This is a genomic window from Pseudoalteromonas sp. PSi26 (assembly GCF_054960575.1).
This window is the reverse complement of sequence record NZ_JBHNYT010000020.1, coordinates 37935-60583: the sequence shown is the minus strand read 5'-3', so window position 1 is coordinate 60583 and position 22649 is coordinate 37935. Positions and strand designations below refer to the sequence as shown.

Below are 22649 nucleotides of genomic sequence, written 5' to 3'. Positions count from 1 at the left end.
CACCATTTACTTCTTGAACTTCTGTTTGATTTAATGTCTTCATTTTTTTACCTTATTTAATAATTTCGCGAACAATCACTACAACTAAAGGGTATGGTAGTACCATTAAAGGTAAGCCGCCGTTAACATTTTTTAAATCTACTCTATTAATACTTTTCATTTTTTATCCTGATAATATTTATTTAATATAAGCGTATTTAGATAATTAGTTACCAAAAACAATTGGTGAAACTAATACCTTTTTACCATTCACCCAAATATATTGCTCTTGAGATGGCGACAAAAAAGCAGACCCACCATTAATTGTTTTAAATATATTTTTATTTATAACTTTCATTTAAAAACCTTTATTATCTAGTTAACATATCAATAATCTTTTCAATTGGTGTTAATGGTGCTGTTGGACATGGCTCAGTAAGACAACCACCATTAACTTTATTTAATTGAACTACATTTAACTCTTTCATTTATTTCTCCTTTTATATATTTATGTTATTTTTTACTTAATAAGCTTTAGTTGCTCCAGAAAAAACTCTAAGTCTTTCTGATAATTTTCACCATCTCTGTAATCTCTGCGATCTGGAATCACACCTTCAAAAAGCCCAACAAAACCACCATTTACTTTTTCTAACTGAACTGTATTTAACTCTTTCATTTATTTCTCCTTTTTACTAATTAACGTATTAAAAAACTGCCGTCTGAACTTGTATCTTTAAACTCTTCATTTTCAACGTTTAAGCTATTTGCTTTATTCATTGTTATAGTTCTTGAACCTAAGTCGGGCTTATCTACTTCTATTGCTTCACCATACCTAAGCTCTATAACTCTATCTGCACTGGCTATTGTTTCTGGCCTGTGTGCAATAATAATGCGTGTTACATCTAGGTTTTTAACTGCTTCGTTTACTGAAAACTCTAACTTTGTGTCTAAATTACTTGTTGCCTCATCCATAAACAGGATTTTAGGTTTTCTGTATAAAGCTCTTGCTAGAAGTAAGCGCTGTATTTGCCCGCCCGATAGTGCGGCCCCCATATCACCAACAAGTGTGTTGTAACCCATTGTCATTTGTAAAATATCGTTATCTATAGCGGCAATTTGGGCTGCCCATTCAACTTGTTGCATGTCGAGCTCAGGGTCAAAAAACGATATATTGTCTGCTATTGAGCCTGATAAAAGTTGATCGTCTTGCATTACTGCTGCTATTTGTGTTCTGTATTGACCAAGCCCAAGCTGCCTAATGTCAACACCGTCTACTTCGATTTTCCCCTCATCAGGTTCAAATAACCCAAGCATTAACTTTGCGAGTGTGGTTTTGCCGCAACCCGACGGACCAATAATTGCAACTGATTCTCCGGCTTTAATTGATAAGTTTAAGTGTTTAAATACCGGCGCTTCTTTTTTGTTGTATCGGTAATTAATGCCTTTAAGCTCTATACCACCACTGATTTTTTTACCACTCATTTTTCCTTGAATATCTTGCTCTTTATCAGTTAAAGAAATATCTGCTAGGCGATTAAAATGAAGACTAAGCATTTTAAATTCGATTATTTTTTCAATTAAACTTGCCATTTTCTCTACAAATTGGCGTTTATAAGCCATAAAGGCAAACAGCATACCGACCGTTAAATCACCTTCCATAACCAACATGGCTGCAAAGTAAATAACTAGAACATTTTCAAGGCCAAAAATAACTTTATTAACTGCTTCGTAACCTATATTTAAGTGACCTACACGTATACCTGAGTTCAAACTATCTGCATATTTGTTGTGCCATACACTTTGTCTTTGCACTTCTCGACCAAACAATTTTATGGTTTGAATACCTCTCACTGTTTCCATAAAGTTAGATTGCTCTTTAGCTTGGTTTACTATTACCTCTTCAGACATTTGACGAAGTGGTCGGTACATTGCAACTCTAAATACGGCATAAATGGCAATGGCTATTAAAACTATAACGCTCAGCTTTGGACTGTATAAAAAAATCATAATGAGTGTTGCAATAGCCATGACACCATCAATAACCGCTTCGATAACGCCTTTAGTCAGAAGCTCCTTTACTTGCTGTAAAGATCCAAACCGTGAAACAACATCGCCAATATGTCTTTTTTCAAAATACTGTAGTGGTAGCCTCACTAAGTGGTGAAATAAATTGGCACCGAGCTGTATACTCATCAAGTTACCAAAATGCAGTAACAAAACACTCCGAACGGCCCCTGTAACCATCTCTATTGCCATCAACAGTCCAAAGCCAATTGCTAAAATAGCGAGTAAATTTTGGTCGTAGCTTAAAATAACCTCGTCCACCACCAACTGCATGTAGTAAGGGCTCGCTATTGCAAATGCTTGCAGTAATAGTGATAAAACAAATACTTTACCTAGCGTTGACTTTAAGCCGGTTACTTTGCTCCAAAAGTCAGATAACTTTAAATTGACTCGCGAATCTTCAGATTTAAACTCTTCCGTTGGACTAAGCTCTAATGCTACACCGGTAAAGTGTTTAGAAAACTCCTCCATCGTGTATTTGCGTTCGCCTAAGCCTGGATCATGTATCTCTATTGACTTTTTAGTTACCTTTTTCAGTACTACAAAGTGATTCATATCCCAGTGCAAAATACAGGGTGTTTTAAGTTGTGATAAATGCTCTAAATCTAATCTCAAAGCCCGTGTACTTAACTTTAACTTATCTGCAATTTGCATTAGCTCTTCAAGGTTTGCACCTTTTAAAGAAATTTCATGCTCTTGGCGCAAGCTTGTTAAATCTGTTTTGTAACCATAATAAGCGGCAACCATTGCTATACTTGCTAACCCACACTCTGCCGCTTCTGTTTGTAAAATTACGGGGAGACGCTTTGCCCCGCTAAATTTTAATAAATGCATTGGGTTTTCCATCATACTGCTCCCTTAATGCTATATATTGGTTCAAATAACCACTCAAAGAGTGAACGACTATCAACCATAATGTCAGCCTCGAGTAACATGCCAGCTTGTAGAGGAACAGACGCTCCATAAGCTTGTGCGTTTTGTTTTGTTAACTCTACAACTACTTGATACATTGGCTCTTGAAGCGACACTGGTAAAGCCGTCTCGTTAGGTAAAAGTATTGATTTAGATACACTTTTTATTACCCCGTCATAAATACCAAAGCGTTGGTACGGAAATGCCTGATAACGAATACGTGTGCCTTGTCCTTTTTGTACAAATCCATATGCTCTTGTGGGTACAAAAAGAACGGCTTCTAATTTTGTATCTTCTGGTAACACTGCCATCAATGGGTAATTTGATTGTGCCATCATCCCTGGCTTAACTAATAAGTTACTAATTCGGCCACTACGCTGACTTCTAACATCATAACTACCTTGCGATTCAGCCTGGCTAATTTGCTGATTTATGTTTGCTAGCTGTGAACGTAACTGCGATTCAACTTCTTGTTGGTTCATTGGCATTTGTATTAATTCAAATCGATACTGACTTAGTAACTCTTGCTGAGAAAGTAAACGAGCCTCAAGATCTTCAGCTTGTTGTTGTATTGCAAAGTAGTTATCTTTGACCGTTTCTAGATCAGCATTAGAGGCGAATTGTTTTTTTATTAGTAACTCAGTATCTGCAACTCTTTTTTTACTTAAAACCACCCTTTTACTTAGCAATGCTAATTGTTTTTGCGCTTGCTCAACTTGAAAGGTCGTACTCGCAATTTGAGACTCTAGCTTTTCAACACTGACACCAGCTAATGACTGTTGTGTTTCTAAGTTCTCATTAATAAACTGCCTTTGCTTTATAAGCTGGCTAACAATGACGTCGTTCACATCGCTTCCCGATGTAAGAAGCCGCTCCATTCTTATTCGTGCTAGCAACTGGCCTTTTTCAACAATTTGGCCTTCTTCAACAAATACCTCATCAATAACACCCGTTGTTAGAGGGTAAATTTTTGATAAACCCGTCGTTGGCCTTAAATATCCAGATACCACCTCTTTTCGGTGATACTCACCTAAAATAAGATATGTACAACCAATAATCACAATCCCTAAAATTAAACCAAGTATCCATGTAAAAGACATATGGGTTGCTATGGTTACTTCCCCATCAAGTTTTTGCCCTTGGTGATCAATTGCTTCTTTACGAAATAAATCTGACATGTTTACACCATTTGTTCAGGTAGTGGTGTACTACAATGTAATTTCCACTCACCGGCTTCTTTTACCAGCGAATGTAGATTACTTGACACTTTATCTATATCCTTGCCGTCTATCTCGGCTTTAAAATTAATTACATCTCTTACAACTAATAAATCATCTTGCTTCGCAATTAGTGCAACATTATGCAAAGTAAATTTAAAATCAAATTGCTTTCTTAGTGTTTCAAACTGTTGCTTGGTTGCATTAAATAAAGGGGAGCCAGAACAAAAATAACCCTCTAAATCATCTAAGCTACCATCGCAGATTAATGCATAGTAACTACTAAAATATTCATTAAGCGTCATAGTAAACTCCAAATTATTTAACTTTTAAAAGAAAGCTCTTCATGTGCCCTCTGATTTGATGGAATTTATATTCACAGATAATTATTCATTTAGCAAATGTAAGGATAATTAATAAAACTATTTTTTTTCAGTTACTTAAGTTGAAAAGTTATTTGTAAATAAGCTAGTAATAGTGACTAGGTTTGCTTTGCTAATATGGTAAACATATTTATGGACATAAAATTTGCGAAGGTAATATATGAAGAAGACTCATACCTGTGGTTCTTTGGGCTAAATTAGTTGAAGGCTTAATTTCAAGATATTTTCGTCAATCAATTAAGGAAAAAATTTGAGTTCAAATAAACTACTTAAAAGTAATACTCAAATTTAAAGGATGAAATTGTTTTAATATTCACTGAGCAGAGATACAGTTGCAGGAGCCTCTTAGTGTTGCTAGTAGTTTACTTAGCAATAGGAAAATTAAAGGAGTCGCTAGGCAGGAAGTGATTACTTTGATGAATCTGATTGGGGTGAGCTAAAGCGATTACGTTAAGAACACACAAAATTAAGTATGAAAAAATAAATATAAAAAATAGGTCAGCACCTTCTTTGAAAAAGAAATAAAATTTAGCTTTATCCAATTAAAAAACTGTCTATTAAGTTCCCAGTAACGTTGCTTTGTAGCATGATGCAAATAAGTGAATCAGGTTATAATAACTGTACCACTACAAACTGGCTAAAACGCCCAACAGCAATAATTAGTATTGATACGTTGAAGTTGTACAGAAGTATTCGCCAACTTTTAGAAAACAGAGAAAGCTAAGGTAACCGAGAAATAATGAAAAGTTTCGTAAAGATGGCTAACAAGTTGGCCGATACTTTGTTGGCAAAGTTATCCACCGTTTGTGTTTAAAAGTCACACAGCGTTTAGCTCACAAATTAACAACTAAGCGTAAACACTTAGACTCTGTTGCAATTAACTTACTTAATTAGAGCTTTAATCCAACGGGTACTAATCAGACTTGGGCTGGTGATATACTTATTTAAAAGTGGATAGAGGCTGAATGGCTTTGTATTCACGCCGCACACAGGTTGGCATATCGATAAACGTGCGGGGACAGGTTTAATAAGTAAGGCGTTAATCAAAGCCCATAATTAACGACATCCGCCGAGTAGACTCGTATTCCATAGCGTATCGGGATCGAAATATACCAGCTTACAATATGGTAAATTGCTAGTTAGCTATACCATCAAATTAAGTATGGTAGGTGTTAGAGTTTACCAGTGATAAAATTGGAAATCTCATTAACAAATGATGCCCTATTTAATCGACCTCAATGAGGTAAATGGGGACTGTAATCACTTAATAAGTCTAAAAGAAGCTTCGTAACAAGTTCATATACTTGCTAAGCAAATAGTACTAAAAAACTAATTACAACTATAAAAAGTCTCATTGCCCCCCTTGCTTTTCATGCTCAAATTCTCATCTAAATTCTTTATTGACACTAAAACAGATAACCTCTCTACCTTGACCACCTTAAAACGAAAATCATATGCGCTTGAACATATGTAACTCCCTATTTTTATAGAGGCAATGCTATCTAGCTCTATATCATTAAACGAAAGCACACCATAGAATTCTTCATTTTTAATTTTAAAAAGAAGCTCTCCCTTATAAAAAAAATCACCTTTTTCTAACCTTGACCCATATATGATATTTCCCTTCAAAGTAGAGTAAACATACCTTTTTGACTCATAATTATCATACGCCATTAATAGGTCGTTTTTATTAACGAAATCGCCGTTCTTAACAAAAACTTCACTAATCTTTCCTGACTCTCTGGAATATAAATACTCCTGAAGCTCAGGAGTATTTATATTCAAAACGGCAGAAAATGAAATTGCAGTATATAAATTAATTACTAACAAAAAGCCTCCTTATTTTAAAACGTTAGTCAATGTTGCACCTGGAATTTGAACGTCAGGGTCTTTCGGAATGTTAACACTTGTAAAGTCCCCTGATAAAGTAGATGCTCCGTTTACCATTTTAGTTTGTCCTAGTGCTAGAATATTATTGGTGTTTACGTCTGCTGATTTAAGTACTTTTAATTTTTTTTTCTTCAATGAAAATTTCATGGGTCTTAATCCTATAAGTAGTGTTTGTTATATTTTTTAGTGAACACGAATTAATTTACTCTAAAAATATAAAAAAATGTAATTATCAATTATTATTTAAACACATAATGTTAAGCCTTAAACCACTGAAATAAAACAATTTAAAAACATTAGAAAGTAAAAAGGTTAGTATAATAAAAACTTGTTTTATTTTTGGATGAGCTGTAAGATTAAATTTCCTTATTGCATTTGCATTTCTCGCATATGTAGCCCAAAGTACCGCCATACTTTGGGCATATTCTTTCAAAACCACATAAGTAATATCTGAAACTAATATTTCTTATAGGAACCCAGTAGAGTAACAATCACTGATTATTGTGACACTTCCTTACATAAGAATCTCAGGTTAGATAGTAAAAACTCAGCCCTAGACTTGAAAAACATTTATAAGGCGTTATTTTCCCTCAAAAATTATTATAACTTTGGGTAATAGCAAGAAATTGGATTAGTTGGGAAGTTCAAAGGTATGAAATAAGGTTATTTTTATGTACAACAAATTTAGTCGCATTTAGTAATGGATACTAAATGAAATTAAAAAAACTAGTTAGCTATGTTTTAGTATTTTAAAATAAAAAGCGCACTTAAAAACGAATAGATGAAGCCCCCGTTTCAATCAATTAGATCAAGGCCATATTTGTTTTGATAAATATATTAATCATTTCACAAAATTTTAATTAATCGCTTTTTCTAGTGATAGTCTCACAAGTTCATTGTTAACTAACTCTACAATTTCTAATGATAGAATCTTCTCGGAACTCGAAAACTCTATATCACGAATAATATCTTCAGCTTTGCTTACCTCAAATACTTTATTAGGCAAAGTATCAGCACTTTTAGAAAAATCATATTCATAAATAGCTTTCCCCGTTGAATGATAAACTTTATTTTGGTTTGTTGATAAAGAATGTTTATAGGCTGATTGTGTTACTTTCAAACCCTTTGTCTGCTCCCCTGTAGATAAATCAAAAAATGTCAACACACCTAAATTGTTCAAAAAAACGAGCTTGTTATTTTGTAACTGGCCAAACCATACTGCATTTTTTACTGGTAACAATATACTCTTAGAGTTACTTCTATTAAAAATATAAGAGCGAGTATTCGCACCAGAACCTTCTTGAACAATGTAACCAATGTTTTTATCTAACAAATAACCTGTAGAGATCAAATTACCTTTGGGGGTGATAACATTTTTAACGGATAAATCTTCATATTTAAATATTTCTATCTCGTTCTCATTAACCCCGAAAGCTTCTTGAGTATCAGGTGATACTTGAAAGTTTCGATATCTAAAACTGACTCTTTTAGATGTGACTTTCCCATCTTTAAATGCCGTATTTAGTTTAATTGTTCCCTTATCCTTACTAAAAAATATAATATTTGCTCCAATAGTGTTTACAAGCCTACTTCTTGTTTTTGATATACGTTTAAGATTTTTCGAAGTTAAATCTAACCTGTAAATATTATGAGAAAAAGGGTATGTAAGCCCTAAAATATTATTATTATTAATTGGGTAGGTTAATGAGTAGCTACTGTCACTATCTACTTTTATTTTACTTTTAATTTGTTTATTTATTAAAGAATATTGATAAAAAATTTCTTCTGTATTGTCATACCATAACAATGAATCTGTTTCTTTTTGGTAGTTAATTGACCATATTCTGCTGTCAGCCTCGTGTAGCTTAACCTGTGCGCCACCCTCCAAATCGGTCATGTATAATTGACTAGAGTTGAACTGCTGCCTTTCAAATATAATTTTGTTTTTATCTTTTATATAGTAGAGAAATTTGTCACCATATGAATTTAAGTTTGGAGAACTTATTTGGAACTCGTCACCTGTACTTAGGTTTCTATTAACAAGGGCCGACAACTCAGAGCGCTTTCTATAACCGTATTTTGAAAATATATAAGAGTTATTACCTAAGCTTATAACGTTCATTGGATGTGATGGCTCACACTCAAATAAGAATTTACTATCAGCATTACTTTTTAAACTAACTTCCCACAACTCACATTTACCTTCGCTTTCTAAGCTATAAATTGCGCGTTCGCTATCCATAGACCAACCTGCAGGAAAAATATTAGCGTTAGCTTCTGATATTTTTCTTTCTTGCCCTGTATGTAGGTTTTTTAGTATAAGCGCTGAATATGATTGATCTTCTTCAAGGAATGAAAGTGCAACGGTTGAGTTATTTGGGGAAAGTATCATTCGACTATACACCCCCTGTAGCCAAGAGAGCGTTTCTTCGTTAAAATTTCTATTTACAATGTTTGGTTTTTTTGTTTCAACCTTTAGTAATGTATCTTTTTCATTTAAGCTATCCTGATGAGATATACTTTGAAACATGTAAACACCAATAAAAGCGCCTAAAATTAATATAGTTATTAATGCTATTAACTTTTTTTGTTTTTTATTAGGTATTTCTTTTATTGAAGCAACTTTCCCTAAAGATGAGGGCTCTTCTTCATAATAAATAACTTCCGGCTCTAGAAAAAAGCTATAACCCTTTCTGTAATGTGTTTTTACTACTAAACCACGTTGTATTTCAGATTTTAGTACTTTTCTAAGTTCTGACATTGCGCGGTTAATTGCGTTATCGTCAACATAGTGTTGGCACCAAACATCATCAACAAGATCTTGACGCGTAATAATCTCGTCTTTATTTATAATTAAATAACATAAAATTTTAAAAAGAAGAGGCTCTAATTCTCTTTCTACTTCGCCGTCAAAAATTGTTTGTAGCTTAGGGTTTAAGGACCATGCTCCAAACTTGACTTCTTTAACACTACGTGAAAAGTTAGCTTCTTTCATAAATACAACTCAACGTCCATATCAAAGTTTGATAATCGCAAATGTCGCAATTAGAAAATGTTAATAAAATAAAATGAAATGAACATTAACACTTAAGTACTAAAATGTCATCCTACAAGCACAAAAAAGCCCACTTTAAAGTGGGCTTTTTATAAACCAGATAGGCTTACTTTTTACGTAATTGCTGAATAACACGTAATTGTGCTACCGCTTCAGCTAGTTGCATTGCCGCTTGATTGTAATCAAGCTCTGACGATGCACCTTTTGCCATTTGCGCTTCAGCGTCACGTTTAGCTTGCTCTGCAGCTTGTTCGTCTAGGTCTTCACCACGAACGGCTGTGTCTGCAAGTACGGTCACTATGTTCGGTTGAACTTCTAGTGTACCGCCAGCAATGTAGATGAGTTCTTCTTCACCAAATTGCTTAACTAAACGCACCATACCAGGTTTAAGGGCAGTTAGTAGTGGCGCGTGACCGGCATTAACACCAAGCTCACCTTCACTACCAGATACTTGAATCGATTCAACCAAACCAGAAAACAAGTTCTGCTCTGCGCTTACTACGTCAAGATGTACAGTCATAGCTGCCATACTACCCTCCTAATTACATGCTTTTGGCTTTTTCTTGAGCTTCTTCGATAGAGCCAACCATGTAGAACGCTTGCTCTGGAAGGTCATCAAACTCACCGTTTAAAATACCCTTGAAGCCAGCAATTGTGTCTTTAAGTGAAACGTATTTACCTGACGCACCTGTAAATACCTCTGCCACGAAGAACGGCTGAGATAGGAAACGTTGAATTTTACGTGCACGAGATACAAGTTGCTTATCTTCGTCAGAAAGCTCGTCCATACCTAGGATTGCGATGATGTCTTTAAGTTCTTTGTAACGCTGAAGAACTGTTTGAACGCCACGCGCTGTATCGTAGTGCTCTTGACCAATTACTAATGGGTCAAGTTGACGTGAAGATGAATCAAGTGGATCTACCGCTGGGTAAATACCAAGTGATGCGATATCACGTGAAAGTACTACTGTTGCATCTAAGTGAGCAAACGTTGTTGCTGGAGATGGATCCGTTAAGTCATCCGCAGGTACGTATACCGCTTGGATTGATGTGATTGAACCCGTCTTAGTAGATGCGATACGCTCTTGAAGTACACCCATTTCTTCAGCTAGTGTAGGCTGGTAACCTACCGCTGATGGCATACGACCAAGTAGTGCTGATACTTCTGTACCCGCAAGTGTGTAACGGTAGATGTTATCTACGAAGAAAAGTACATCGCGACCTTCGTCACGGAACTTTTCAGCCATAGTAAGACCTGTTAACGCTACGCGTAAACGGTTACCTGGAGGCTCGTTCATCTGACCGTATACAAGCGATACTTTATCAAGTACGTTTGAATCGTTCATCTCATGGTAGAAATCGTTACCCTCACGAGTACGCTCACCAACACCTGCGAATACTGAGTAGCCGCTGTGCTCGATTGCGATGTTACGGATAAGTTCCATCATGTTTACGGTTTTACCAACACCGGCACCACCGAATAAACCAACTTTACCACCTTTAGCAAACGGACATACAAGGTCGATTACCTTGATACCTGTTTCTAAAAGTTCTACTGAACTTGATTGCTCTTCGTATGAAGGCGCTGCACGGTGAATAGACATACGGTCTTCTTCGCCGATTGGGCCAGCTTCATCGATTGGCTCACCAAGTACGTTCATGATACGACCAAGTGTTGCTTTACCAACTGGAACTTGAATCGCTTCACCTGTGTTTGATACTGCTGCACCACGACGTAAACCGTCTGTAGTACCTAGTGCGATAGTACGTACCACACCGCCACCTAGCTGCTGTTGAACTTCTAGAGTCAAACCAGCTAAATCGCCATCTGTTACTTTTAGCGCGTCATATACGGCTGGCACGTTGTCTTGTGAAAATTCAATATCCACAACGGCACCGATAATTTGGACGACCTTACCTAAACTCATGTCTATTCCTCTCGTTAATCTTTGCCTGAAGCATTAAACTGCGGCTGAACCAGAAACAATCTCACTAATTTCTTGTGTGATTGCCGCTTGGCGGGCCTTGTTGTAAACAAGCTGTAACTCATCCATAAGGTCGCCAGCGTTATCAGTTGCGGCTTTCATCGCAACCATACGGGCAGCCTGTTCAGAGGCAGCGTTCTCAACCACACCTTGGTATACCTGAGACTCTACAAAGCGAACTAACAAAGACTCTAAAATAGCGTCTGGGCTTGGTTCGTATAAGTAGTCCCATGTGTGGGCAGATACTTCTTCTTCAGCTTTTGGCAAAGGGAGTAACTGATCTATTGTTGGCTCTTGCTTCATGGTATTAACGAAGTTGTTATATACCAGGAATAAACGGTCAATTTTACCTTCAGAGAATGCATCAAGCATTACTTTTACAGGACCAATAACGTCTTGTACCGAAGGTTTATCTCCTAGGCCTGCTTTTTTAGCAAGCACTTGACCACCAAAGCGTTGAAAGAAACCAGCAGCTTTGCTGCCTAAAGTTGCAAACTCTGCGTCTACACCTTTTTCTTTCCATGCTTTTATGTCTAATGCAACTTTCTTAAACTCGTTTGAGTTTAGGCCGCCACATAGACCACGGTCAGTAGAGATAACAATATAACCAACTCGTTTTACTTCACGTTCTTCTAAGAACGGGTGAGTAAAATCAAGATTTGCTTGAGCAACACGACCAATCACTTTGCGTAATTTGTCAGCGTATGGACGGCTTGAAGCCACTCGTTCTTGCGCCTTTTTCATTTTAGACGCAGCAACCATTTCCATTGCGCTAGTGATCTTTTGAGTATTTTTAATACTCCCGATCTTGCTTTTAATCTCTTTTCCGCTGGCCATGACTCTCTCTCCGAATCAAGGTGTGCTTTATTAAACTAAAGCGCACCATTAATAACTAAATTACCAAGTTTGCGTAGACTTGAACTTCTCTAGAAGTTCTTTAAGTTGCGCTTCGATCTCGGCGTTGTAGTTACCAGTTTCATTGATTTGAGCCACAAGCTCTGCGTATGTGCTATTCGCGTAAGAAAGTAAAGCTGCTTCGAAATCCATAATTTTAGCGATTTCGATATCTTTAAGATAACCTTTCTCAGCTGCAAATAACGACAAAGACATTTCAGCAACAGACATTGGCGCGTACTGTTTCTGCTTCATTAGCTCTGTTACACGCTCACCATGCTCAAGTTGAGCACGTGTAGCATCGTCAAGGTCAGACGCGAACTGCGAGAACGCAGCTAATTCACGGTACTGAGCTAGGGCTAGACGGATACCGCCACCTAGTTTCTTAACGATTTTAGTTTGTGCAGCACCACCAACACGCGATACCGAGATACCAGCATTTACTGCCGGGCGGATACCTGAGTTAAATAAGTCAGTTTCTAAGAAGATCTGACCATCGGTGATAGAGATAACGTTAGTCGGTACGAACGCAGAAACGTCGCCGCCTTGAGTTTCAATGATTGGCAATGCCGTCAATGAACCAGTTTGTCCTTTCACTTCACCGTTAGTGAACTTTTCAACGTAATCAGCGTTTACACGCGATGCACGCTCTAAAAGACGCGAGTGAAGGTAGAATACGTCACCTGGGTATGCTTCACGACCTGGTGGACGCTTAAGTAGTAATGAGATTTGACGGTAAGCAACTGCTTGCTTAGATAAATCATCATATACGATTAATGCGTTTTCACCACGGTCACGGAAGTATTCACCCATAGTACAGCCCGAGAACGGTGCTAAGTACTGAAGTGCCGCAGACTCAGAAGCAGATGCTACAACTACGATAGTATTTGCAAGTGCACCGTGCTCTTCTAATTTACGTACTACGTTAGCAATAGTAGATGCTTTTTGACCAACCGCTACGTACACACACTTAACGCCTGTGTCTTTTTGGTTGATGATTGCATCGATTGCTAGTGCAGTTTTACCTGTTTGGCGGTCACCGATTACAAGCTCACGCTGACCACGACCAACTGGAATCATAGCATCAATAGATTTGTAACCAGTTTGAACTGGCTCATCTACAGATTGACGCTCGATTACACCTGGTGCAATTTTTTCTACAGGTTCAAACCCGTCGTTATCTAAAGCGCCTTTACCATCGATAGGAGCACCTAGTGTGTTAACAACACGACCAAGTAAGCCAGCACCAACAGGAACTTCTAAGATACGACCAGTTGTATATACTTTTACGCCTTCAGTAAGGTCAGCGTACGGACCCATTACTACTGCACCAATTGAGTCACGCTCAAGGTTTAGTGCGATAGCATAACGGTTGCCAGGAAGCTCAATCATCTCACCTTGCATACAGTCAGCTAGACCGTGGATGCGGATGATACCGTCAGTAACAGATACAATTGTACCTTCGTTACGAGCTTCACTTACAACTTCGAACTTCTCAATACGTTGTTTGATTAGTTCTGAAATTTCAGTGGAATTAAGTTGCATGCTCTTTTTCCCAATTACGATTGTAGTGTTGTGGCTAAGCGGTTTAATTTTCCGCGTACAGAGCCGTCGATTACAGTGTCGCCTGCCTTAATAATAAGGCCGCCAACTACTGACGCGTCTTCACTACAATTCAGCTTAACTTTGCGTGCGAAACGTTTTTCAAGTGTCGCTACCAATGACTCTTGCTGCGCTGCAGTAAGAGGGGTTGCCGAAATCACGTCTACATCGATTTCTTTGTCATACTCTGCTTTAAACGCAGCGAATAACTGTGCAACCTCAGGCAGTGCAATCAAACGTCCATTTTCAGCCATCACCTTCACTAGGTTCTGACCTTGTTCGTTGAGCTGCTCTGCGCATAAGTTAATAAATAACTCAGCTTGTGCAGAAGCAGTAGGCAATCCAGCTAAAATGGCTGATGCTTGCTCGTCGCTGGCAACGTGGCCAGCGAAAAACAACATGTCATTCCAGCTTTCAATAGCGCCTTTTTCAACGGCAAGTTCAAAAGCCGCTTTAGCGTATGGGCGAGCGATAGTAGTCAATTCAGACATGCTCATACCCTCCTAATTACAGCTCAGCGACAAGTTTTTCAACGATGTCACTATGTGCGGCTTGATTGATTTCACGCTCTAAAATTCTCTCTGCGCCAACCACAGCCAGTGTTGCTACTTGCTTACGTAGCTCTTCTGTCACACGGTTACGCTCTGATTCAATTTCAGAGTGCCCTTGAGCAATAATTTTTTCACGCTCTTCTTGTCCACGAACTGTTTCTTCGTCAACAATTAGCACGGCACGCTTTTTAGCTTGTTCAATGATATCAGCCGCTTGAGCTTTTGCATCTTTAAGCTGTTCTGCAGCTTTTTGTTGCGCAAGTTCTAAGTCTTTTTCGGCTCTATCAGAGGCAGCTAAACCATCTTCGATTTTCTTCTGGCGAGCTTCAATTGCACCGTTTAGTGGTGGCCATACGAACTTCATACAGAAAAGTACGAACACCGTAAACGCAATTAATTCACCGATAAGAGTGGCGTTTAAGTTCACAACCGCTCCTCCTTAAATAGTAAGCTGTTCAAAAAATAAAATTAAAGTACGAACAACAATACCATCGCGATACCAACACCAATCATTGCTACAGCATCGATTAGACCAGCAAGGATAAACATTTTAACTTGTAGCGATGGTGCAAGCTCAGGTTGACGCGCACATGCTTCAAGGAATTTACCGCCCATGTTACCAAAACCGATTGCTGTACCGATTGCACCGAAGCCGATAAGTAAAGCTACTGCGATGTACTTAAGACCTAATACTAGTTCCATTTTTTTCTCCAAAGTTTCAATTGTAATTAAAAGTAAAAATTAAAAGTTATAAATTAGTGATTATCTGAACTTGCCATGCTTAGGTATACGATTGTTAGCATCATGAATACGAATGCTTGCAATACGATTACTAAGATATGGAATACAGCCCAAACAAAGTGCAACGGAAGTTGCATTAAGCCAATCGCACCTATAAGGATGAAGATTAGTTCACCTGCATATAAGTTACCGAACAAACGCAGCGCCAGTGAAAACGGCTTAGAAACCAATGCGATAAGCTCTAGTAATAGATTGAATGGGATTAAAAGAATCTGCATAGCTGTATTGTTTGAACTAAACGGGTGAAGTGTTAGCTCTTTAATAAAACCGCCGATACCTTTAATTTTAATTGAGTAACCAATCATTAATATAAACACACCTAGCGCCAGCGCTGCTGTTAAGTTTATATCTGTTGTTGGTACAATTTTCATGTATACGTCGTGTGAGTCCATGCCAAAGGCTTGCTCACCTACTAAACCAGCAAATGCAGGTAAGAAGTCAACTGGGATTAAATCCATTAAGTTCATTAAAAATATCCAAACGAATATCGTTAATGCTAATGGTGCAATCAGCTTGCTTTTACCATGGAAAGTATCACGTACGTTGTCGCCAACGAACTCAACTATCATTTCAATGAAACACTGAAATTTACCTGGTACGCCCACTGTTGATTTTTTAGCGGCACTACGGAAGATCCATAAAAAGATAAGACCTAGTCCGATTGACCATGCGAGGGTATCTACATGCCATGTCCAAAAACCACTGTCCGTACATGCTTTATTGAAGGCTAGACCGGCATCGGTCGAGCACATCTTAGCATTGGTTAAGTGGTGCTGGATATGGCTAGATAGAGTAACTTCTTCTGCAGCCATGTTATATCCCAAAAGTTAATGTTTAAAAAAAACGGGTGCAAACAATCCAGTGAATAAAGCCAGTACATAGGTACTAAAAAAGGGCAGTAGAACTACCGGAAAATGCTTTAGTACTAGCGCAAACAATATGATTGTAAGCATAAACTTTAGTGCGTTACCGCGTTTTAACGCGTTATACGCTTGTTCTGCACGACTCGCCCCCATAAATCGGAATGCGTAAAGTGCAAAAACACAGTGAGGAAGTATCGCAACTGCACCACCAGCTAACGCTGACAGACTGGCTTCAACTCCCAAACCAATAAAAATAATTACGGCAGCAAATAATGCTACAACACCCTGAAGACAAATTAGTTTAAATGCGGCAAGCCTATACGGACTTGCTAACTTATTATTCACTTTTTGTTAACCTTAATGGCGTTCAAATCGTTAGGGTGTGAAAACTGGCGAAATTATACTGTATCCTGCCAGTTTTGCAACTTGAGTAGAGTGTTTGTAACACAAATTTGCTACAAATGTCTCTTTTTAGACATGTAATAGATCAATGGTGGGTATTGTCGTGATTAATACGATTCAAAATGCCGTCAAGCTCGTCTAAATTAGTATATGAAATCACCAATTTACCTTTGCCTTTTTTGTTGTAGTTTATCTCTACTTTAGCACCTAGGTTTTCAGCTAATTGTTGTTCTAACTGTTTAACATCTGGGTCTTTTTGGTGTTCTTGCTTGGCGGGTGCTGGCTCTAAAATTGCACGCACGAGCTTTTCAGTTTCTCTTACTGTTAGTGCCTTTGCAACGGCGGTTCGTGCTGCGTCAGACTGTGCTTCGCCTTCAAGTGCCAGTAAGCAACGCGCATGGCCCATTTCTATGTCACCATGTTCTAACAGAATTTTTACATCACTATTTAAATTATTTAAACGTAATAAGTTTGTTACGGTGGTTCTTGATTTACCAACGGCATCAGCCACTTGCTGATGTGTTAATTCAAACTCATTTAATAAACGATTAAGCGCAACCGCCTCTTCCATTGCATTTAAATCTTCACGCTGAATATTTTCAATCAGTGCTATAGCAACGGCGGCTTCATCGGGTACATCTTTAATAATACACGGAACAGCGTCTAGTTTTGCAATTTGCGCTGCGCGCCAACGACGTTCACCGGCAATAATTTCATAACTATTGTGGGCAATAGGGCGCACAACGATAGGTTGAATAATTCCTTGTGAGCGAATAGAGCTGGCAAGTTCTTCGAGTGCCTCTTCAGACATGTCTTTACGAGGTTGGTACTTGCCTGAATGCAAAAACTCAATAGGCAATGTTTGTAACGGGTTATCTGTAGCACTAACTGTACTTTGGACAACCTCTGTTAGGTTTTGTGTGTCTTGTTCCTTGCTGGCGCTCGGTGCAGGCTTAGACGAACTTAAAAGTGCATCGAGTCCTCGGCCTAAACCTCGTTTTTTAGCAGACATGTTATTTTTTTACCTCAAAGTTAGGCGACAACGGACGCTGTTTTTTCTTTTCTGCGCAGCATTTCACCGGCAAGTGCCAAATACGCTTTCGCGCCACTTGATGCTCTGTCGTAGTACATAGCAGGTGCACCAAAACTTGGCGCCTCAGCTAGACGAACATTTCGTGGGATCACAGTGCGATACACTTTATCACCAAAATGTTGTTTTAATTGTTCTGAAACGTCGTTTGCTAGGCGGTTACGCGGATCGTACATAGTGCGTAATATGCCTTCAATTTTTAATTCAGGGTTTACTAATTTAGCCAATTGCGTAATGGTATCCATTAATGCTGTTAGGCCTTCCAGTGCATAATATTCACATTGCATTGGTACTAAAATAGAATCTGCAGCGGCCATAGCATTAACAGTTAGCATGTTTAATGAAGGCGGGCAGTCTATAAATATAAACTCGTATTGGTCCTGAATTTTTTCAAGTGCATTACGAAGACGCACTTCACGGGCAAATAATTCCATTAGTTTAACTTCGGCAGCAGTTACGTCTCCGTTTGCTGCAATCATATGGTATTCGCCAGATGTTTCTTTAATGATCACGTCTTCAATGGGCTTGTCTTCAATAAGTAGGTCGTAAATAGTTGGCACGTCGCCATATTTATCTACACCACTGCCCATAGTGGCATTACCTTGCGGGTCGAGATCAATTAACAGCACTTTACGCTTCGTTGCGGCCATAGACGCAGCGAGATTAACAGCGGTCGTAGTTTTACCTACACCCCCTTTTTGATTTGCTAATGCGATGACTTTTGCCACAGTGTCTCTGATCCCTAGTCTTTAGAAAGAATAATTAAATGTCGTTGTGCATCTAACTCGGGTACTTCTAATGCAATTTTTTTCTTAAACTTTACACCAGCGGGTAATAACTCTAACTCTTCGCTAGGGTAAACGCCTTTAAGCGCAATAAAATGGCCAGATTGATCAATTAGGTGTGAACACCAATCAACCATATCTTGTAATGATGCAAATGCACGACTGAGTACGCCATCTAATTTAACACTTGGCTGATATTCTTCAACTCTTGACTGTACCGGGGTAACATTATCAAGCCCAAGTTCATGCTTTACATGCATTAAAAAGCGTACACGTTTACCTAAACTGTCGAGTAATACAAATTGGGTATTAGGAAGTGCAATAGCTAATACAATACCTGGAAGCCCTGGGCCTGTACCCACATCAATATAATGATGACCGGGTAAATGAGGTGCAACAACAAGACTGTCCATAATATGCTTTACCATCATTTCTTGAGGTAAACGCACTGAGGTTAAGTTATACGCTTTGTTCCACTTATCCAATAGTTCAACGTAACGAACAAGCTGTTGCTGTTGTTTTTCTGTTAGCGCAATATCAGTTTGCGCTAACAATGTAGTTAATTGTTGTTGTAACACTAGGTGCCCTTACCGTTACGCTGATTTGCGTAATAAGCCTTGCTTCTTCAGATACACTAATAATAACGAAATAGCCGCTGGTGTGATACCAGAAATACGCGAAGCCTGACCAATAGTGTCCGGACGAGACTCTTCTAGTTTTGCCACTACCTCGTTTGACAAACCTGATACGGTTTTATAATCAAACTCTTTTGGTAAAATTGTTTCTTCATGGCGAAGCTGTTTATTGATCTCATCTTGCTGACGCGCAATGTAACCTGCGTATTTTGTATGGATCTCGACCTGCTCTAAAGCCGCTTTATTTGTAAATTCAGATCCTAAGCCTTCAATGGCCATTAGATCATCATAACGGATCTCTGGGCGGCGTAGTAATTCTTCTAAACTTGCTTCACGTGTTAATGGTGCTTTTAATAAAGCGTTTACTTGATCAACCGCTACATGATCTTTATGAATCCACGTGTCTTTAATGCGTTGTTTTTCTTTTTCGATGACTTCCATTTTTTCGTTAAATGCCTGCCAGCGTTCATCGTTAACTAAACCTAGCTCACGGCCTTTTTCAGTTAGACGAATATCGGCATTATCTTCACGCAACAATAAGCGGTATTCAGCACGGCTAGTAAACATACGGTAAGGTTCTTTTGTACCAAGTGTCGCTAAGTCGTCAATTAATACGCCAACATAGGCTTCATCACGACGTGGCGTCCACGACTCTTTACCTTGCACTTTAAGTGCCGCATTCATGCCTGCAATTAAGCCTTGTGCACCCGCTTCTTCGTAGCCAGTAGTTCCGTTTATTTGGCCTGCAAAGAATAAGCCTTCAATAAATTTAGTTTCTAGTGATTGTTTTAAATCACGAGGATCAAAGTAATCGTATTCAATGGCATAACCTGGTCGGCAAATATGTGCATTTTCAAAACCGGTGATCGATTGGACTATTTCTAATTGCACATCAAACGGTAGACTTGTCGAAATACCATTAGGGTAAAGCTCGTAAGATGTTAAACCCTCTGGCTCTACAAATATTTGGTGTTTGTCTTTATCTGCAAAGCGAACAATTTTATCTTCAATAGATGGGCAGTAACGTGGGCCAATGCCTTCAATAACACCTGAGTACATAGGTGAACGATGTAAGTTTTTGCGTATAACATCATGTGTTTTTTCATTTGTGTAAGTGATGTAACACGGTATTTGTTGCGGGTGGTCACTTTGTTTACCTAAAAATGAAAATACAGGTGTAGGGGCATCGCCTGGTTGCTCCTGCATTTTGCTAAAATCAACCGTACGCGCATCAATACGTGGTGGAGTACCTGTTTTTAAACGATCTACTCTGAAAGGTTGTTCACGTAATCGTTGTGCTAAAGCAATTGATGGTGGATCGCCTGCACGTCCGCCTTTGTAGTTTTCTAAACCTATGTGTATTTGGCCACCTAAAAAGGTACCTACCGTAAGTACTACACTGGGTGCGCTAAAACGTAATCCCATTTGAGTTACTACGCCAGTTACACGATCGTTTTCAACAATAAGATCATCACAAGACTGCTGAAATATTTTTAAGTTCTCTTGGTTTTGTAATGTGGTTTGAATAGCCGCTTTATACAAAGCGCGATCAGCTTGTGCTCGGGTTGCACGAACCGCAGGTCCTTTTGAAGAATTTAAAGTACGAAATTGGATCCCGCCTTTATCAATAGCTTGTGCCATTGCACCGCCAAGCGCGTCGATTTCTTTTACCAAATGACCTTTGCCTATCCCACCAATTGCTGGGTTACAAGACATTTGACCAAGGGTATCCATATTGTGAGTCAGTAGCAGGGTATTCATCCCCATACGGGCAGCTGCCAATGCGGCTTCAGTGCCTGCATGTCCACCACCTACTACGATAACGTCAAAATTTTCATGAAAAATCATTAATGGGATCCTACTTAAATCAAACCGGTAAACTTCAAAAGGGAGCGTATTCTACCTAGAAATGAGCAGAAGATAAATGATTAAACTGTGCTCAGATCTAAGTAAGTGATCTCTAATAATATAAAGGATCTTTTAAAGAGATCTTTTAATACTATTACTACTACTGATCGGGTTTTCTGTTGATAAGCTTTAGATCTTGTTTAAAAACATTAAATTAGATCAGATCTAAAGGTGTTAATATGATCGGATCATCCCACAAATAAGCACTGATCAAAAAGCCACTTTATACACAGGGGGGGATTAGTTAGATCTTATCCCATGGATAAGCATGCTCTAAAATGCAGTTTATTCAATCTTTATCCACATTATTAATTAAATTATTAGTAAATTGTGAGTAACTTTTATATGAGATTTTACTTGATCTCTTTATTTTAAACCTGTTTGGGTAATCCAAGTGTCTAACCAAGCGAGGGCTGTGTCTTCAGGGAGTGACTCGTCTAATATATTTAACTCTAACCGTTCAGCCACTTTTATAGCGCCTTTTTCGCTTAGTAGTGCTTCTATATTGCGCCCTGCTAAGTTATATGTGTCGTAGCTGGTATCACCTAATGCAATAACCGAAAACTTTAAATGCTTTAAATCAGTTGATTGCGCTACTTGTTCTACAAAGCTTAAAAGATTATCGGGATAATCACCTGCGCCATAAGTAGATGTACATATTAACCAGAGCGTATTGTGTTGATCTATATCATTAAATTTTGGCTGATCATGGAGTTGGGTTGTAATACCTTGGTTATTTAGCTCATCGCTTAATTGCTCTGCAACATACTCGGCCGATCCCATTTGGCTGCCTACAATAATATTTACTGAACTCATGATTAGTTATGATCGCAATAGTTTTAATTGCTGCCTATGATAGCCGAGTACAAACTGCAGTAAAGAGAAGAGTGTGGGTTTGGATAACTATTTTTAGGCTAATTTTTAGATCATTGTTTAAAATAATTTTAAGTTATTGATTTATATGGCTGTAACATAAAATATTTAAATGTAATCTTCTGATCAAGCTGTTAATAAGATTGGGGGAAGTTCTGTTTAACTTTATACTCTATGTCGCTAAAACTTTGTAAGTTATTGATTTTAAGCTTCTGTAAGTCCAAATGTGATGAATGTTTAATATAAAAGTAATGTTGATCATTGTGTGGATATAAAGGGTGTTGATAACCGACTATTTAGATCAAAAATAATTTTAAATAATGATCAATTAAATATGATCTTATTAAATAAATATCAAAATACTTTTCTAACGGCCGTTTTTTACTAAAAATAGAACTAATAACGTGTATTTCAGTTAAAAAATTTTGGATTTTTGTCCAATAAATGGAAATTGTGGATAACTGATCTGACTAAATTTAAAGTTTTTGTGATATTCGATCATGCATTTACATGTTTGAGCTGGTGGATAGCGCGATCAATACAGATTAGTGATCGCCTTATTTTTTGATATAAAGCCAATTAAGGCTGCAATTTTAGCTAATAAAATATTAAAAACAGTGATTTCAGCTTGTTTTAAGGTTAATTATAGTGGCTTAACTTATTAGTATGTAGGACATATATCACCCTAAATAGGCGGTTATATCTTGTAAAGCAGGCCATTAATAAGCATTTAAAGATACTAATTTAGTGAAAATGAGAG

At 37.9% G+C, this 22649-nt stretch carries 22 protein-coding genes; all 22 read right to left on the bottom strand.

Annotation, left to right across the window (positions count from 1 at the left end; translation table 11 throughout):
• Positions 1-205 precede the first annotated feature (205 nt).
• A complete protein-coding gene (locus ACFI34_RS17355; protein ID WP_462674380.1) occupies positions 206-337 on the bottom strand; it encodes a hypothetical protein in 132 nt (43 codons plus the stop codon).
• 162 nt (positions 338-499) lie between these two features.
• Positions 500-655, bottom strand: coding sequence for a hypothetical protein (locus ACFI34_RS17350; RefSeq protein WP_462674379.1), 156 nt, complete (start codon positions 653-655; stop codon positions 500-502).
• A gap of 20 nt (positions 656-675) precedes the next feature.
• Positions 676-2889 carry a peptidase domain-containing ABC transporter gene (locus ACFI34_RS17345; protein WP_462674381.1) on the bottom strand — a complete coding sequence of 738 codons (2214 nt, stop codon included), beginning with the start codon at positions 2887-2889 and terminating at the stop codon, positions 676-678.
• The gene (locus ACFI34_RS17340) at positions 2889-4133 is read right to left on the bottom strand and encodes an HlyD family secretion protein (RefSeq protein WP_462674378.1); all 1245 of its coding nucleotides are present in this window, start codon (positions 4131-4133) and stop codon (positions 2889-2891) included. Before ACFI34_RS17340 ends, ACFI34_RS17345 begins: the two co-directional genes overlap by 1 nt.
• A 2-nt stretch (positions 4134-4135) precedes the next feature.
• Positions 4136-4477: a hypothetical protein gene (locus ACFI34_RS17335; protein WP_462674377.1), complete on the bottom strand. Its 342-nt coding sequence runs from the start codon at positions 4475-4477 to the stop codon at positions 4136-4138.
• A gap of 1407 nt (positions 4478-5884) precedes the next feature.
• Entirely contained in the window at positions 5885-6385 is a 501-nt protein-coding gene (locus ACFI34_RS17330) for a biotin/lipoyl attachment domain-containing protein (protein WP_462674376.1), read from the bottom strand.
• Positions 6386-6394: 9 nt separating this feature from the next.
• A complete protein-coding gene (locus ACFI34_RS17325) occupies positions 6395-6592 on the bottom strand; it encodes a hypothetical protein (protein ID WP_462674375.1) in 198 nt (65 codons plus the stop codon).
• A 709-nt stretch (positions 6593-7301) separates the two neighbouring features.
• Positions 7302-9440: a winged helix-turn-helix domain-containing protein gene (locus ACFI34_RS17320; RefSeq protein WP_462674374.1), complete on the bottom strand. Its 2139-nt coding sequence runs from the start codon at positions 9438-9440 to the stop codon at positions 7302-7304.
• A gap of 166 nt (positions 9441-9606) precedes the next feature.
• Complete coding sequence (locus ACFI34_RS17315; protein ID WP_006793948.1) at positions 9607-10029, bottom strand: F0F1 ATP synthase subunit epsilon; 423 nt, start codon at positions 10027-10029, stop codon at positions 9607-9609.
• A gap of 13 nt (positions 10030-10042) precedes the next feature.
• Positions 10043-11428: a F0F1 ATP synthase subunit beta gene (gene atpD, locus ACFI34_RS17310; protein WP_006793949.1), complete on the bottom strand. Its 1386-nt coding sequence runs from the start codon at positions 11426-11428 to the stop codon at positions 10043-10045.
• Between the two features lie 33 nt (positions 11429-11461).
• A complete protein-coding gene (atpG, locus tag ACFI34_RS17305; RefSeq protein WP_008130741.1) occupies positions 11462-12322 on the bottom strand; it encodes a F0F1 ATP synthase subunit gamma in 861 nt (286 codons plus the stop codon).
• Positions 12323-12382: 60 nt separating this feature from the next.
• Positions 12383-13924, bottom strand: a complete 1542-nt coding sequence (atpA, locus tag ACFI34_RS17300) for a F0F1 ATP synthase subunit alpha (RefSeq protein ID WP_271480940.1) — start codon at positions 13922-13924, stop codon at positions 12383-12385.
• Between the two features lie 14 nt (positions 13925-13938).
• On the bottom strand, positions 13939-14472 hold the full coding sequence (gene atpH / locus ACFI34_RS17295; RefSeq protein ID WP_006793952.1) for a F0F1 ATP synthase subunit delta: 534 nt from the start codon (positions 14470-14472) through the stop codon (positions 13939-13941).
• A 16-nt stretch (positions 14473-14488) separates the two neighbouring features.
• Positions 14489-14959, bottom strand: coding sequence for a F0F1 ATP synthase subunit B (gene atpF, locus ACFI34_RS17290; protein WP_271480937.1), 471 nt, complete (start codon positions 14957-14959; stop codon positions 14489-14491).
• A gap of 41 nt (positions 14960-15000) precedes the next feature.
• Positions 15001-15234 (bottom strand): F0F1 ATP synthase subunit C, encoded by a 234-nt coding sequence (gene atpE / locus ACFI34_RS17285; protein ID WP_004335261.1) that lies wholly within the window; start codon positions 15232-15234, stop codon positions 15001-15003.
• A 53-nt stretch (positions 15235-15287) separates the two neighbouring features.
• Positions 15288-16145 carry a F0F1 ATP synthase subunit A gene (gene atpB / locus ACFI34_RS17280; protein WP_271480927.1) on the bottom strand — a complete coding sequence of 286 codons (858 nt, stop codon included), beginning with the start codon at positions 16143-16145 and terminating at the stop codon, positions 15288-15290.
• 15 nt (positions 16146-16160) lie between these two features.
• A complete protein-coding gene (locus ACFI34_RS17275) occupies positions 16161-16541 on the bottom strand; it encodes an ATP synthase subunit I (protein WP_462674373.1) in 381 nt (126 codons plus the stop codon).
• A gap of 142 nt (positions 16542-16683) precedes the next feature.
• Positions 16684-17610: a ParB/RepB/Spo0J family partition protein gene (locus ACFI34_RS17270; RefSeq protein WP_462674372.1), complete on the bottom strand. Its 927-nt coding sequence runs from the start codon at positions 17608-17610 to the stop codon at positions 16684-16686.
• A gap of 20 nt (positions 17611-17630) precedes the next feature.
• Positions 17631-18416 (bottom strand): ParA family protein, encoded by a 786-nt coding sequence (locus tag ACFI34_RS17265; RefSeq protein ID WP_006793958.1) that lies wholly within the window; start codon positions 18414-18416, stop codon positions 17631-17633.
• Between the two features lie 14 nt (positions 18417-18430).
• On the bottom strand, positions 18431-19051 hold the full coding sequence (gene rsmG / locus ACFI34_RS17260) for a 16S rRNA (guanine(527)-N(7))-methyltransferase RsmG (RefSeq protein WP_462674371.1): 621 nt from the start codon (positions 19049-19051) through the stop codon (positions 18431-18433).
• 15 nt (positions 19052-19066) lie between these two features.
• Entirely contained in the window at positions 19067-20956 is a 1890-nt protein-coding gene (gene mnmG, locus ACFI34_RS17255) for a tRNA uridine-5-carboxymethylaminomethyl(34) synthesis enzyme MnmG (RefSeq protein WP_271480920.1), read from the bottom strand.
• A 426-nt stretch (positions 20957-21382) separates the two neighbouring features.
• Entirely contained in the window at positions 21383-21832 is a 450-nt protein-coding gene (mioC, locus tag ACFI34_RS17250; RefSeq protein WP_462674370.1) for an FMN-binding protein MioC, read from the bottom strand.
• Between the last annotated feature and the right edge of the window lie 817 nt (positions 21833-22649).

What these genes read in the sequence shown, in the direction of transcription:
- ACFI34_RS17340 (WP_462674378.1), bottom strand. Translation starts at nt 4,133, where the DNA reads ATGTCAGATTTATTTCGTAAAGAAGCAATTGATCACCAAGGGCAAAAA.
- atpH (WP_006793952.1), bottom strand. Translation starts at nt 14,472, where the DNA reads ATGTCTGAATTGACTACTATCGCTCGCCCATACGCTAAAGCGGCTTTT.
- mioC (WP_462674370.1), bottom strand. Translation starts at nt 21,832, where the DNA reads ATGAGTTCAGTAAATATTATTGTAGGCAGCCAAATGGGATCGGCCGAG.
- atpE (WP_004335261.1), bottom strand. Translation starts at nt 15,234, where the DNA reads ATGGAACTAGTATTAGGTCTTAAGTACATCGCAGTAGCTTTACTTATC.
- atpA (WP_271480940.1), bottom strand. Translation starts at nt 13,924, where the DNA reads ATGCAACTTAATTCCACTGAAATTTCAGAACTAATCAAACAACGTATT.
- ACFI34_RS17345 (WP_462674381.1), bottom strand. Translation starts at nt 2,889, where the DNA reads ATGGAAAACCCAATGCATTTATTAAAATTTAGCGGGGCAAAGCGTCTC.
- ACFI34_RS17270 (WP_462674372.1), bottom strand. Translation starts at nt 17,610, where the DNA reads ATGTCTGCTAAAAAACGAGGTTTAGGCCGAGGACTCGATGCACTTTTA.
- atpD (WP_006793949.1), bottom strand. Translation starts at nt 11,428, where the DNA reads ATGAGTTTAGGTAAGGTCGTCCAAATTATCGGTGCCGTTGTGGATATT.
- atpB (WP_271480927.1), bottom strand. Translation starts at nt 16,145, where the DNA reads ATGGCTGCAGAAGAAGTTACTCTATCTAGCCATATCCAGCACCACTTA.
- ACFI34_RS17315 (WP_006793948.1), bottom strand. Translation starts at nt 10,029, where the DNA reads ATGGCAGCTATGACTGTACATCTTGACGTAGTAAGCGCAGAGCAGAAC.
- ACFI34_RS17320 (WP_462674374.1), bottom strand. Translation starts at nt 9,440, where the DNA reads ATGAAAGAAGCTAACTTTTCACGTAGTGTTAAAGAAGTCAAGTTTGGA.
- mnmG (WP_271480920.1), bottom strand. Translation starts at nt 20,956, where the DNA reads ATGATTTTTCATGAAAATTTTGACGTTATCGTAGTAGGTGGTGGACAT.
- ACFI34_RS17325 (WP_462674375.1), bottom strand. Translation starts at nt 6,592, where the DNA reads ATGAAATTTTCATTGAAGAAAAAAAAATTAAAAGTACTTAAATCAGCA.
- ACFI34_RS17355 (WP_462674380.1), bottom strand. Translation starts at nt 337, where the DNA reads ATGAAAGTTATAAATAAAAATATATTTAAAACAATTAATGGTGGGTCT.
- ACFI34_RS17350 (WP_462674379.1), bottom strand. Translation starts at nt 655, where the DNA reads ATGAAAGAGTTAAATACAGTTCAGTTAGAAAAAGTAAATGGTGGTTTT.
- atpG (WP_008130741.1), bottom strand. Translation starts at nt 12,322, where the DNA reads ATGGCCAGCGGAAAAGAGATTAAAAGCAAGATCGGGAGTATTAAAAAT.
- ACFI34_RS17335 (WP_462674377.1), bottom strand. Translation starts at nt 4,477, where the DNA reads ATGACGCTTAATGAATATTTTAGTAGTTACTATGCATTAATCTGCGAT.